The organism is Nocardia sp. NPDC004718, from assembly GCF_053601535.1.
This window is the reverse complement of record NZ_JBSGCA010000070.1, coordinates 15030-27513: the sequence shown is the minus strand read 5'-3', so window position 1 is coordinate 27513 and position 12484 is coordinate 15030. Positions and strand designations below refer to the sequence as shown.

General features: G+C 65.5%; 14 protein-coding genes and 1 pseudogene. 8 read left to right on the top strand and 7 right to left on the bottom strand.

Annotation, left to right across the window (positions count from 1 at the left end; translation table 11 throughout):
• The first annotated feature begins 314 nt into the window (after positions 1–314).
• The 3 genes from ACWEH3_RS32480 (at position 315) to ACWEH3_RS32470 (ending at position 3293) form a co-directional block, all read left to right on the top strand.
• A complete protein-coding gene (locus ACWEH3_RS32480; RefSeq protein ID WP_450024137.1) occupies positions 315–1826 on the top strand; it encodes a hypothetical protein in 1512 nt (503 codons plus the stop codon).
• A 360-nt stretch (positions 1827–2186) separates the two neighbouring features.
• Positions 2187–2990 (top strand): toxin glutamine deamidase domain-containing protein, encoded by an 804-nt coding sequence (locus ACWEH3_RS32475; RefSeq protein WP_450024135.1) that lies wholly within the window; start codon positions 2187–2189, stop codon positions 2988–2990.
• A gap of 12 nt (positions 2991–3002) precedes the next feature.
• On the top strand, positions 3003–3293 hold the full coding sequence (locus tag ACWEH3_RS32470) for a YrhB domain-containing protein (protein ID WP_450024133.1): 291 nt from the start codon (positions 3003–3005) through the stop codon (positions 3291–3293).
• Between the two features lie 224 nt (positions 3294–3517).
• Here ACWEH3_RS32470 and ACWEH3_RS32465 read toward each other — a convergent pair whose 3' ends face one another.
• From ACWEH3_RS32465 to ACWEH3_RS32450, 4 genes are all read right to left on the bottom strand, one after another.
• The gene (locus ACWEH3_RS32465; protein WP_450024131.1) at positions 3518–3655 is read right to left on the bottom strand and encodes a hypothetical protein; all 138 of its coding nucleotides are present in this window, start codon (positions 3653–3655) and stop codon (positions 3518–3520) included.
• A 149-nt stretch (positions 3656–3804) separates the two neighbouring features.
• Positions 3805–4029 (bottom strand): hypothetical protein, encoded by a 225-nt coding sequence (locus ACWEH3_RS32460; RefSeq protein WP_450024129.1) that lies wholly within the window; start codon positions 4027–4029, stop codon positions 3805–3807.
• A gap of 25 nt (positions 4030–4054) precedes the next feature.
• Positions 4055–4225: a hypothetical protein gene (locus ACWEH3_RS32455; RefSeq protein ID WP_452358464.1), complete on the bottom strand. Its 171-nt coding sequence runs from the start codon at positions 4223–4225 to the stop codon at positions 4055–4057.
• A 515-nt stretch (positions 4226–4740) separates the two neighbouring features.
• Positions 4741–5550: an LLM class flavin-dependent oxidoreductase gene (locus ACWEH3_RS32450; RefSeq protein ID WP_450024127.1), complete on the bottom strand. Its 810-nt coding sequence runs from the start codon at positions 5548–5550 to the stop codon at positions 4741–4743.
• Positions 5551–6597: 1047 nt separating this feature from the next.
• On the opposite strand from ACWEH3_RS32450, the gene ACWEH3_RS32445 reads away from it, so the two are divergent.
• From ACWEH3_RS32445 to ACWEH3_RS32430, 4 genes and pseudogenes are all read left to right on the top strand, one after another.
• A complete protein-coding gene (locus ACWEH3_RS32445) occupies positions 6598–6780 on the top strand; it encodes a ribbon-helix-helix protein, CopG family (protein WP_450024125.1) in 183 nt (60 codons plus the stop codon).
• A gap of 1 nt (position 6781) precedes the next feature.
• Entirely contained in the window at positions 6782–7144 is a 363-nt protein-coding gene (locus tag ACWEH3_RS32440) for a VOC family protein (RefSeq protein WP_450024123.1), read from the top strand.
• A 4-nt stretch (positions 7145–7148) separates the two neighbouring features.
• Entirely contained in the window at positions 7149–8000 is an 852-nt protein-coding gene (locus ACWEH3_RS32435) for a class I SAM-dependent methyltransferase (protein WP_450024121.1), read from the top strand.
• Between the two features lie 56 nt (positions 8001–8056).
• Positions 8057–8711 (top strand): annotated as a pseudogene (locus ACWEH3_RS32430) (ISL3 family transposase); the annotation flags it as partial.
• A 50-nt stretch (positions 8712–8761) separates the two neighbouring features.
• On the opposite strand, the gene ACWEH3_RS32425 reads toward ACWEH3_RS32430, so the two are convergent.
• The 3 genes from ACWEH3_RS32425 to ACWEH3_RS32415 all read right to left on the bottom strand — a co-directional run bounded on the left by ACWEH3_RS32425 (position 8762) and on the right by ACWEH3_RS32415 (position 10480).
• On the bottom strand, positions 8762–9202 hold the full coding sequence (locus ACWEH3_RS32425) for an ANTAR domain-containing protein (protein WP_450024119.1): 441 nt from the start codon (positions 9200–9202) through the stop codon (positions 8762–8764).
• 224 nt (positions 9203–9426) lie between these two features.
• Complete coding sequence (locus tag ACWEH3_RS32420) at positions 9427–10038, bottom strand: hypothetical protein (RefSeq protein ID WP_450024117.1); 612 nt, start codon at positions 10036–10038, stop codon at positions 9427–9429.
• On the bottom strand, positions 9977–10480 hold the full coding sequence (locus ACWEH3_RS32415) for a hypothetical protein (protein WP_450024115.1): 504 nt from the start codon (positions 10478–10480) through the stop codon (positions 9977–9979). Before ACWEH3_RS32415 ends, ACWEH3_RS32420 begins: the two co-directional genes overlap by 62 nt.
• A 457-nt stretch (positions 10481–10937) precedes the next feature.
• Here ACWEH3_RS32415 and ACWEH3_RS32410 point away from each other — a divergent pair, with 457 nt between their 5' ends.
• Entirely contained in the window at positions 10938–12239 is a 1302-nt protein-coding gene (locus ACWEH3_RS32410; RefSeq protein WP_450024113.1) for a hypothetical protein, read from the top strand.
• Positions 12240–12484 lie beyond the last annotated feature (245 nt).

The following is a 12484-nucleotide window of genomic DNA, read 5'->3' as shown; positions in this document are numbered from 1 at the left end:
TCCACTTCACAGCCGGAGGCCTTCACCTGTCAGCCGGACTCACCACAGTGAGTAGGCCGGACAACCTCCCTGGACATCACAGCTAGCCCGCGCCGCGCCGTTGAAGCAGAAGCGTAGGTGCCGGTGGCTGGCCCGGTTCACTCGAAAGAGGTGAATCGGTCGCGCTCGAATGTTCCTACAGTCGACGGATGTGGCCCTTGGCTACTCGGCCGGGGCGGCATGAGTAGACCCGGGGCTTCGCCGGATCTGCGACGGAGTCGATCCATGTGGCACAACCGCTCATCTCATGGCATATCCGGCCAAGGAGGACGACTATGACGACGTATGCACCGGTCACCATCCAGCAGGCACAGTTCCCGATCATCGAACCGTTCACCCAGGACACCGTGACCAACCCGCACTGGCAACTACTGGGCAGCGCGCGGCTGCACGACGGCAGTCTGGAACTCACCCCCAACGCCAACTCCCAGGCCGGGACGGCGTTTCTCGATCAGGCGTTCTCCTCCACGCTCGGGGTCACCATCGACTTCGACTACTCCTGCGAGGGAGCAGCCATGCTCGGCGACGGCTTCAGCGTCTACGTGATCGACGGCGCGCACACCACCCAGCCCGGCGGTATCGGCGCCGCACTCGGCTACTCCATCACGAAAACGGGGTCCGGGCAGATCGTCGCACCCGGGGTCACCGCCGGATTCGTCGGCGTCGGCTTCGATAACTTCGGGAACTTCGCCACACCCCTGGCCGGTACCGGAGGCGGTACATCACGGCCCAACACCCTCGGGGTACGCGGAGCAGGCAACCTGCGGGAAGGGTTCAGGTGGCTCACCGGCGTTGCGGTGCCGGGCGGATTCCGCGCGGACTGGGAGCGCGGTGCTCACATCCAGGTCTCCATTATCGGCGGTCGGCTCACCGTTCGGCACGCCGACAAGACCAACCCGAACGGCACCCTGCTGATCGACAATTTCGATCTCGGCGGTGCGGACGGTCAGCCCCGCGTGCCCGAGACCTTCAAGTTGGGCTTCGCGGCCGGAACCGGCGCCGCGACCGCCTACCACCGCATCAGGAACCTGAAGGTGACCCTGCCCGCGGAAATGCCTCTGGAGATCAGCGGCCCGCAGACAGCACAGTCGGGGCATCGAATCACCTACACCATCGGTGTGCAGAATCTCGGCCCCAACGACGCCCCCGACGCCGTGCTCGACGGCACCGTCCCGACAGAGCTGACCGATCTGGAGCTGACCTGCCGGGCCGACAACGGAGCTGTCTGCGGCACCGGTTCGGTTCGCGACGGCTTGCACATGCCGATCGACCTGCCCAAGGGCGGCAAAGCGGTCATCCACCTGACCGGCACGATCGATCCGCAGTTCGAGGGCCGACTCACCTGCACCAGCCTCATCACCTCACCTTCACGCGCCAATACCGCCGAACGACACTCCGGCTCGGTCACCACCGATGTCGATCGACCGCCCGTCACCGTCTCCCCCGTGATCGTCGGGCAGTGGCCCCAGACCTGGCCCGAGGACGCGAAGGGCTGGGTCATCAGCTACGAACTCACTCTGGCCGCCCACGAACAGCGGGTGGTGTGGTGGGAGATCGGTTTCGACGTCCCGCCACGAACCCGCATCAATCCCCAGCAGAGTCAGTGGTACAGCGTGATCAAGGACGGCACAGACGGATCGGTCGTCATCAACACACCGGATGAGAACCACACCATCGAGCCCGGGACACCCCTGACCGTCGCCGTGCAACTGCTCTACCCCTCCCAGCACGACGCGGGCGACGGCACCCTGCGCAACCTCCACGCCACCGAGGTAACCCGCCCATAACCCCGACCCCCGATCCACTCAGTCGGAGCCGGATGCCTCCATCTGCAAGGACGCGGGCAGTGTGATGACACAGAGCCGGACAGACTGAGCAGCCGATCGACCCGGTCACAAGGTTGAAGTACAGCGAACAGCGTCAGGATCGCGCGAGAAGCGCATCGCCCTGACGCTGTTCGCGCCTCTGCCGAGCGCGGCGCTGAGCTGTACCCCAAACCGACAAGTGTGACCGCCCACGGTGGTCGTGGTGGCCGTACACACACGGTGGCGAGAGAGGCGGGACGGGATGACCGCCGCCTCCCCAGGGCGGAGGGTGTTCTCTACAGGGGTGTGTTACGGTGGCCGGGGGCATCGAGAATGGCTGGTGTGAGTTTTTCCGGGCGGTGGGATGAGGTGCTCCGCCATCTTCTCCGGCGGGCGGATTCGCTGGCCCCGGGGCTGGGCACGGCCGCTTCGCGCCCGACGCGCGAGGCCGGCCGAGCGGTGGAGAGGATGACCGGCGATATTGTCGGCGCCGACACCGAACTCGGCCACAGCATCCACCGACAAACAGCCGATGCCGGCGCCGGTTCCCGGGACACCGGACCCCGAAAACCGGTGTCGGCGAGCGGGGCGGTGACAGACGTGTCGCACATGCCGCCGGTGGGGGAACTCGTCGACGCTGCGCACGCGGGACAGATGGGTCCTGGTGAGGTGGCCGGTAAGCCGATCGCTGACGGTACGCGCGGGTTTCTGCGGATTTTTCCCGAGCTGCGTGGGGTCAATCCTGGTTTCGCTACTGGTGCGTGGGGGTTTCGGCACAACTGTGCGTCTTGTGCGGTCGCAGTCGACCAGCGGCTGGCCGGGAAGTATGTTACGGCGATCAAGCGACCGAAGTCGGCCGAGAATGATTGGCGCTGGCCAGATGACCTGTTGAAGGCAGTTGGCACCCGTAGCCGGTTTCAGCCCGTGTCGGGTTTCGCCGAGGTCGAGAAAACGATGTTGTCCGCCGGTCCAGAGGCGCGCGGGATCGTCTACGGGATACGGCGGGATGCGGATGGCAAGCTGGTCGCGGCCCACACGTTCAACGTGATCAATCGCAGACGCCGGGTGTTCTACGTCGACGGCCAGCATGGTGGCTGGGCCAATACCGACGGTTACGCTGAACTGCGCCTGCTACGAACCAACTGAGAGAAGGTGGGCATGGACGAGCCAGCGGCTCGGGAGCTCGCGGCGCGATACCTGGAATCGTTCTCGGGCCCTCGGCGAGCACTGGCTTTGTACTCGACGGTCGAAGACCACGGCTGGTGCTACACGTTCGGGTGGAATACCCGACGATACATCGAGACCGGAGACATCGAAGACGCGATGGCACCTGGAGTCGGCCCTATCGTGGTGGTGAAGCCGACCGGTGATGTATGGATGCTGTCGAGCGCTCCGTCGTTCGATCTCCAGCTCGCACAGTATGCCGAGGAGCACGCGATCACCCCATGAGCACAGCAAGCCTCGGAAAGCGGTCAGCAGTCCGCGAGCAACGGGAAAGGTGGCTGCGGGTGTCGACCGAGAGTAGCGGCTGCCGAATGAACGCTAGACTCTAGGGCTCCGCTAGTAATCGCGCGAAAAGCAACGAAGTTGCCTTGACCAGCTGTGATGGCAGGGTTCGTGCGGGCGCGGTTGGTCCTTGGCTTCGCTGTCAAGGAATGTTGGGAACCCGGAGGTCAGGCCTGTCCGGCGAAGCGAATCGCGGTGGTGGTCAGGCGGAAGGGGTGGTCGCTGGCGGGGTTGAACAGTACGTCGGTGTCGTCGGGGACGATTTCGGCCAGCCGGGAGCCGAGGATGGGTATCCAGCATGGCACGGGTAGGTGTTGTTTGTGGAGTTCGCGGTGACGACGACCACGCAGGAAATGTCGTCGGGTGAGAGTGCGATCCGGGGCTGGTTGTCCTCATCGCAGGCGATCTCGACGATGGTGTGCAGCAGTGTGGGGATGATCTCATCGCCGCAGTCTTATCCCGCGGCGATGAGCCGTAGCAGGGCGTCGATGGGGGTGTCTGGGGTCTGCGGCCGGTAACCGGGATTCGGCCAGAAGGGTCCGAGTGTCCCGTCTTCCGCGAGTCGCCAGCCGCCGACCATCACCTCCACCGCAGGAGACTGCTGGATGGGGTCACCGGACCAGTCCGGGTCCAAGAGCACGAACCAGTCGCCTCGGCGGACTGCTGAGGACGGATCCATCAGCCACCTCTTTCCTGTTCGGTCGTCACGAGCCCTCCGGCGGCGGCTGTGTTTCCCCGGGCGCCGGATAGATCTCGAACAACTTGCCACCAGAACCGGCGGGCCGCAGCACTCCCAGGAAGGTGGGCATTTCGTCGCCCTCCGAGTCCGGCAGAGTGCAGGCACGGTCAGTGGGGGCGTGGATGTTCCCGGTCACCGTACAAGAAATTGGGTGGTTCACCCGTATTGCGGACCGCATCGGCCCATACGGCGTCTTCTGGTTGTAAGACATCAAATTGCTGCGAGATACGCCTGACTCTCGTGTCGGCCTCTCTCGTCACGATCTCCGCGAGAGAATGCGTGCGCCGAACCTTGTGAGGTGTCGGCGAAACGCCGGGTCAGATCGGCCCGGCCCTGCCCCGCAAGGCGGAGCGCGCGCTACATGCGGTCACGCAAACCACGCAAGGCCGCACCCACGGTTCCAGCCACGCTGCTCTATCCTCCGCGGGTATGCGGTGTTCGCCGCATACCATGCAACGACGGCGACCACCCAAGTCATCGCAAACCCAGCCGATCGGCCGGTCAACGTCCCCGCACCGGCGCGAGGAACGTGATATCGGCCGGGGTCAGCGTGAAGAACCGAATCAACTCCTCGCGGTTGACCTCCGGAAACTCCCACAGACGCGCCAGTCGCGATCCGCAAAGTTCCTGCGCCGGCGGCGGCCAGCAGCACTACGCGATGTCGAGTGGGCCGGCGGCGATCCGCTTTCGGAGCTGCTCAGGGGTGACAGTGGAGCCGTCGCTGAACCACCAAGTTACGCCTGCATCGGCGTAGTCGCCGACGCGCGTGGCAGACGGTTCGGTACTCGGCGACCAAATCGCTATATCGCCGTCTGCTCGACCGCCTGCCTCCACGAAATCCGCTCGAATCCGGACTAGTTCCTCCGGTGTCGGCAGCCGGAAGTCATGCGCTGGGTCGCGGATCTGCGGGAACAGCCCGTCCGCGTCCTGCGCGGCTCGCACCGGCGTCCGCCGGGGCCAGAACCCGCTCGTCCACACCGGCACATCGATCGGTGCGAAGCGGACACCCGACACGCGGTAGCGCTCACTGGCGTGTTCCACCACCCCGCCCGCCAGGAGCCGTCGCAGCAACCCGGCGGCCTCGTCCAGCCGCGATCCGAGCCGGTCGGCGGACTCGCCGTAGTTCGTGTAGTCCACCGGCACCCCCGCTCCCAGTCCGAGGATCAGCCGCCCGCCGGAAAGCTGCTGCAGGGTGCTGATCTCCAGCGCCAGTTTCCACGGTCGCCGCCGCGGCAGCGGCACAACCATCGGCCCCAGCGAGATCGTCGTGGTCGCCTGCGCGATCGCCGACAGCACCACCCACGGATCCGCGACCGGCGGCAGCTCGTCGTCCAAGGGGCTGATCACGTCGTACACGAAGAACCCGTCCCAGCCTGCCTTCTCGGCCACGACGGCGAGATCACGCAGCACGCGCGGATCACCGTACGAGCCGTATGAAGGAACATAAACACCGAATCGCATACCGGCCTAACCCCAACCGACGGCAGGCTATTCCGGGGACACCGAGGCGTCTCGTCTTCTACGCACGGCCTAGCTCGATCCATCGCCTGGTAGGTGGGGTGGGCGGCGTTGGCCTCCATGAACCGCCGCAGGATCGCCTCGGTTGACGCGGTGCCGGTGCGGATCGCGGTCGCGCACTTCACCATCTGGTACATCAACCATTTTCGACACGTACCAGGTTCTGCCGATTTCGGCTTCCGGACCACACCGCCCGATGGCGCGGGGGTGTTCGAGAACCGACGATTCTCAACACCTGGAGTCCGTGGCAGGTCCCCGGAGGTGCGAGTCACGCAACGGTTCGCTGAGCCAGCCGTGTACGGGGAGTGCCGCGTCGGGACCGGCGGTTCGGTGGTGTCGGGCTCCGATCCGCCGGAGGCGCCGGAGCCTGGGCGATCCGCCCCGGCGGGTCGCCCAGCGTTCGAAAGCAGTACCGGTGCCCGGACCTCGACCCGGCTCGATGGAGACGAACATCTGCCCGCAGCGGGGTAACAGCGGTGTCGTGAATCGTTTTCCGAACACACCGCCGAACTGACCGCCGAGTCTGTCCGAGATCGGGCGTCACCGGCGGGCAGAATCGACTACCGCCTCGTCAGGCGGCCGCACCGTCCCCCAGGTTTTCACCACTGACATTGCGGCACTGCTCGTAGACGAGTCCTGGTGGGAGCGGTTGGGCGAAGTCCTGGTGGTCGAATGTCTCGAGGACGGCGACGGCAATCCCACCCGGCCCGTGTATTACGCCGGAGGCAAGCTCGATTCCACCCTCCTTTCGGCTGACGGAACTGCGGCGACCCCCTTCCAGACGAATAACTCGTATGAATTGGCCCGGATCGCCAGTCTCTCGGGAAGCGGCAGCTCGATCGCTCCGCTTGGCCGCCTGTCGACGCCAGCTTCCAACGCCAGCATCAGGTGCCGCAGAGCTTGGACTGCCGCGAGTTCCCGGTCGCGGCGCCCGCGGATCGGCGCTGGCCGTCTCCCCCATCTAGATCCCTAGCATGCTAGCATTTCGACGTGAGCACCGATGAGGTCAAGCAGTTCAACGTGTGCCTGCCGGTGGAGCTCATCAAGCGCCTCAAGCACCACGCAGTCGAATCGGAGCGGTCACTGAGCTCGATCATGGCTGAGGCACTGGCGACCTATCTGGACCAAGTTGACGGCTCACAACCCGGATCTAGCGAGAGGAAGATGAACTGACATGGTGAGCGAGGGCATTGAAGCCCTGTTCCTGGAGACGCACAACTGGGGCAAGGCGGCCCGGTTCTTCCAGGCGCTGGGGTACGAGATCGAATTCGAGACCGACCATCAGTCCGGCCAACTGCGCAGCAAGATCGGCCCGCCGGTGTTCATCGCCGAGATTCCCGAGGACCGTACTCCGGGTATGCAACTGGTGTTGAAGATCGCCGACCCCGAAGCCGCTGAGCAGCAGCTGAAGGACCTCGGCGTTGACGGCCCGTTCGAGCCGACGCACTTCGGAACCACGATGACCACCCTGCGCGATCCCGACGGACGTGTGTGGGGCCTCCAGGCGCCGCTACGCAGCACACGTGAAGGGGCATGAGGGCGTGTCCGAGGAACCCGACTCCACCGCCGTTCGTACAGCGTTGTGGCGAGGACTGCACACGTTGGTGGACGATCCACCGCACGTTCTTGATGATTCGATCGGGGTGGAGATCGCCGGAGTGGATGAAACGTGGCGTACACGTCCCGACATGGACCCTGCACGGACGCGCGCCAACCGCGCTTCGATCGTCGCCCGAGCCAGGGCTGCCGAGGACACCGTCATCGCCTCTGGCGCGGGCCAGTACGTCGTCCTCGGCGCCGGCCTCGACACCTTCGCTCAGCGACACAAAGGCCTCGTGCGTGTCTTCGAGATCGACGCGCCCGCGACCCAGGCATGGAAGAGGGCGCGACTCGTGCAGCTCGGGCTTCTCGACTCGACGCGGCTGCACCTAGTGCCTGTCGATTTTGAAGCCGGTGAGTCGTGGCTCGACAAGGCGGTCGAGACCGGGCTGGATCCCGCAGTGCCAACCGTTGTCTCGATGCTCGGTGTAACCATGTACCTCACACTGGAGGCGATCTCGACGACGCTCCGCCAGGCTGTTTCGCTGGCAGCGGGTTCGATCATGGTGTTCAGCTACTCACGACCGATCGAGATGGCACCGCCCGAGGTCCGCTCCATCCTCGAAGGCGCTGCGAAGGGCGCCGCCGCCTCCGGGCATCCCTGGCTGAGCCTGTTGACACCTGACCAGGCCGCCGGTCTTGCCCGCCATGAGGGGTTCGCCGACGTCGAAGTCGTCACCTCGACCGAGCTGCACGAACGCTACTTCGCCCACCGCCACGATGGCCTCAGTCCTGTCGGAGGAGAAGACCTCGTGATCGCCACGGTCGGTGGGGACCACACCAGTCCCGAGTAGAAGTCCAGATTCCTGAGGATCTCGAACTGCCCATCCAAAAAAACCTCGACTTGCCTGTGCCTGACGCTACCTTTGCACGCACTGACCTGACCAAGTTCTGCCGACTGGACGAACTCGGCCTCGTAGTCACGGGCCAGCGCCTCGAACCCGACCGAGCCGTCCTCACGTGCAGGGTCGTCGAGCCCGATCAGTAGTGCCGCCGCCGCGGCTGCGAGGGCAGCCCAAGCGACACAGTGAGCCGCCAGTCGGCACACGAGCCGCCGGGCTGGCGTCTGACGATGCTGGAGGCGCTTGTGCGCCGCTACCGGCGCACCGGCTGCGGGCATGTGTGGCGGCAGGACACGGCCCTAGCGGCCGAACCGCAGGCCAAGGTGCCGCGCCGCGGGCTCCCACCGCGTGGCACGACACCGTCGAAGTCGTCGCGATGGACGGCTTCACCGGCTTTAAGACCGCCACCACCGAGGAGCTCCCCGACGCAGTCGCGGTTGTGGACCTCTACCACGTCGTCCGCCTGGTCGGCGACGCACTCGACCACTGCCGACGGCGGGTCCAACTCGTCATCCACGGTCACCGCGGAATGAAGAACGACCCGCTCAACTCGGCTCGCAGTACGCAGCACACCGGCGCAGGATTGCTGACCGACAAGCAGAAGGGAGACTCACCACCCTGTTCGCCGACGACGCCCTCATCGAGGTCGAGACTCGCCGTGGTCCTGGTCGGCGACCTTGATGCATGTTCATCCGGGTGCCCGCAGTCGGCGGTCAGCTGCCCGCTGGCGGATCGGGGAGCTCGTGGGCGGTGAGCAGTGCGTGGTCGACGCGGGTACGCACGACGACCGGTGCCCCCTGCCCGGCGGTGACCGCGGTGACTATTTCGTGGGCCAGAGTGTGGATTTTGGTGTTGGTTTCCATCGAGCACCAGCGCAACACGCCGAACGCTTGTTCGGCGGTGATGCCGTAGACGAACATCAGCACGCCCCTGGCTTGCTCGATCGCCGCGCGGGCTTCGGCAATTTCCGACAATGCGCCATGGATGGTTTCGTTGCGGTTCTCATCCAGCTGGGCGGTCCGATCGATGACGTAGCCGACCGTGCAGATCGCGGCGCCGGTGCCGTCGAACATCCGGTCACCGCCCACCAGGACCCGACGCACCGCGCCGTGGGTGTCGATGACGCGGTGGCGGCTGGACGAAAGTAGATCCACGGCTCTCATCTGGTCTGAGCCGCCGTTGACCAAAAGAAGAGGCCCCGCCGCGGCGGGGCCTCTTGGCGTACTCGGGGCGACAGCGCATGTCCTCACCCGAGGGCAGGCTGACGTAGCGCAGCAGCGGGTGCCCGCAGTCGCAGCAGGTCGCGGCCTCCCACAGCGCGGTGCGGCCGATCTCGCGGCTGGCGTTGGCGATCTTCACGAAATGGTCCTCGCCGCGGTCACGGCAGCCCGGCCCGAGTAGCCGCAGGGCCTCGTCCCGGGTGTCCGGGATTCGGGCGAACCGCAGCCCGATCCGCAGCGTGGTGCAGGCGGCGCGGGCGTCGATGTCGAGCCATTGCCGCATGAACGCGACGTCGAGCCGTCCATGTTCGTGTCGAAGCTCTGACGTGCTTCGGTGAGCTGGGCCGGGTGCGCCCGCCGCAGGCCAGCGCGTCGATGTCGTTGCGCACCGTCTCCAGCGCCCACCCAGGTTCGGTGCGGGGGGACATGTCCACGCCCGCGCCGACGAGCTGCTTGACCGTATCGCCGGTGCGGGCAACGATCTGGTGGGCGGCGTGGCCGTGACGGCGCAGGTCGACGCGACGTTTGGTGCGTTCGTCGACCAGCAGCAGTTCCGGCAGGTTGCGGTCGTCGACGCGGCCGAGGTCGATGTCGGCGACCAGCGCGGTGAGCGCGGACTTCTCCGCCGGGTGCAATCCCGCCTTGGTGAGCATCGCGCCGATGACGGCGCGGTCGCGGCCCATGCCGGCGATCATCTCCGCAACGTCGTCATCCAGCCGCAGGCCGCCGTCGGTGGCGTCGGATGCGGTCGGCCAAATCGTCGCGGTCAATCCAGTCCGGCCACGGCTCCATCTCCGCGTCGTCGCGGCCGTCGCGGATCGCGATGCCGATTTCCCGCAACCACAGCTGGTCGTCGATGGTCATCACGTCGACCTCCTGGGCCATGGCCGTGGCGAAGCTGTCGCCGCGCTCGGCGAACCGCTTCAGCAGCTCACCGACCCGGCCACGAACCTCATGCGCGGGGTTGACCAGGACTGGTGTGTCCGTCAGATCGGTGCCGCTGACATCACCGCGCAGGTAGTCGACGACGAATTCCACCCCGGACCGCACCGTGTTCGAGGCTCCGGCGTCGGCGAGAGCGGTCGAAAGCTGCGCGCGGCGGGACTTCTCTGTGGCCAAATACATCTCGGCGCCGACCGGGGTGGGTGGCTGGCCGTGCCAGGCCATCACCGCCTCCATCACCCGAGCTCGTTCACCACTTTCGCCAGCCATCTGTGCAGATGAACATGTTGCAGCACAACTATATTCACGACGGCGCCTTACTGCGGCTGGTGTATGGTAACCCGGTGATCCGGGGGTCGGCAGCTTTGCTAACCAAAATGAGTGAGATGCTCTGGGACGCTGCGCCGCATATGGGTTCGGCAGCTGCGATGCCGATCCGGGGGTCGAGAAGGGCCTACAGAATTTCGTCAAGACAGCGGTCGGCGTGGACTCCGAGGGAGGAAAATCGTTCGAGCGAGCCGCGTCCAGGTTCGAGCGTGCGGTGGTCGAGCACCGGCCGACTCACGAGGTGGGAGACCGTGCGCCGGGATCGATGTCGCCGCAGCCCTCGATAGCGGCCCGGCTCGCCCCTCTCGGTGAGAGAGTGTCACAAGAGTCCGTTGTCTGGGGAAGCAGCGCGGTCAACGCCGCCCTGTGGACTCCCCTTCGCGCCTCACATGACCTAGATGTGATCGTACCCGAAGCCGCCTACCGGTACCTGCGGCAGCAACCTGGCTGGTCCGAACACCGATTCTCCGACGGGTTCGCGGTGTTGAGAAACGGCGATCTCGAGGTCTCATTCCGATCGAACTACGCGCCGTCGCATGCCGAACTGGCCACCCGCACATGGCGGACACCAGAAGGAGTCCGGGTCGCCAGCCTTCCCGACGTCTATGCCTACAAGTACGGACGCGGGCTCTCCAAAGATATCGAGGACATGAAGCTGATCCGAGCCCGGCTGCTCGACCCGGCCCAGCCACCACTACCCGTACATGTGATCCAACGCCAAATCGACGCCGTGCACTCTTTCCTACCGGAGCAAGCCCTCAATCACCCCGATGCCGGTACCGCGCTCCGGCTCGCGGCCAACGGCAAACACATCACCTCCACCCTCTACGGCGACCCCGATATCGGACGAGTCAACACGATTTTCGGTGACCTCGAGCGTTTGGAGTACCGAGTCCCAGCCACCTATCAAAATGGGTTCGGCCTCGATCACGACGGACGCCTGTTGCAAAAGCATTTGGACAACATCGGCGCCCAACCCCACGAAAGACTCGACGCCGCCGCAGCCGACACCTATAGCGACGCCAACTACGGCGACGGCCGCCGCCGCAACAATCCGGACGGATACGACGAACTACGCTCGAAGGAGCTGGCCCACGCCCACGCGCTGTCCCTCGGATACGACTCTCAGCGCGCCAACCGCATCAGCGACATGATCCACGGGACCACCTTCGACGAGACAACCCACGCCCAGGCAGGCAAAAACCACCCCGATCCTCTCGTCCAGGCCGTCGCCGGCGTCGACCTGCAAACCCTGGCCGAACCACACTCACTAGAAGGCGGGTTCGACCTGGCCCCCGAAGACCTGTCTTCAGTACGCCACTCCCCCGACCGCATCCTCGGCCGCACCATGATCGAACACGATGCGCCCCCGATTCGATCCACCGAGGAAGCGATGGCCGCCATCGACGAATACGCCAACCACCGGCCGATGATCGACGGCGAGCCCGCCGACCGCACCGTCATGGACGTATTCGCCAACCGCATCGCCGGCGACGCAAACTTCCGCGACCCCGCCAAAGGCCACCAATACCCGCCCACCTGGACCCTCGACAATCCACAGATGCGCGCCGAACACACCGACACAACCCGCCAAATAGCCCAAAAGCTCGCCGACCGCGAAATCACCGCCACCCAGGCCCACCACATGGTGAAACAACACGGCGAAGCCATGCATGAAAAATACGGATCAGCAGCGGACTGACACGAATCAGCCGGTCATAAGTGGCGTCGTCTTCATCTCGTTCGGATCGCCGGGAACACATACACCGGTCTGGACCGGGCAATCGCCACAGCGTCCTGCAACCGTCCCACCGCTCGAGCTATTCAGGCAATACCAGAGCAGTCGAGCCACCGCATCTCCCTGGCATTGTTCACATCCAGTGGAGTCAGATCGACACGCGCTCGCCACACGACATCAGTCCATCGATCCGGGGAGGGCAGCCACCT

What these genes read in the sequence shown, in the direction of transcription:
- ACWEH3_RS32480 (WP_450024137.1), top strand. Translation starts at nt 315, where the DNA reads ATGACGACGTATGCACCGGTCACCATCCAGCAGGCACAGTTCCCGATC.
- ACWEH3_RS32470 (WP_450024133.1), top strand. Translation starts at nt 3,003, where the DNA reads ATGGACGAGCCAGCGGCTCGGGAGCTCGCGGCGCGATACCTGGAATCG.
- ACWEH3_RS32460 (WP_450024129.1), bottom strand. Translation starts at nt 4,029, where the DNA reads ATGGATCCGTCCTCAGCAGTCCGCCGAGGCGACTGGTTCGTGCTCTTG.
- ACWEH3_RS32450 (WP_450024127.1), bottom strand. Translation starts at nt 5,550, where the DNA reads ATGCGATTCGGTGTTTATGTTCCTTCATACGGCTCGTACGGTGATCCG.
- ACWEH3_RS32440 (WP_450024123.1), top strand. Translation starts at nt 6,782, where the DNA reads ATGGTGAGCGAGGGCATTGAAGCCCTGTTCCTGGAGACGCACAACTGG.
- ACWEH3_RS32415 (WP_450024115.1), bottom strand. Translation starts at nt 10,480, where the DNA reads ATGGCTGGCGAAAGTGGTGAACGAGCTCGGGTGATGGAGGCGGTGATG.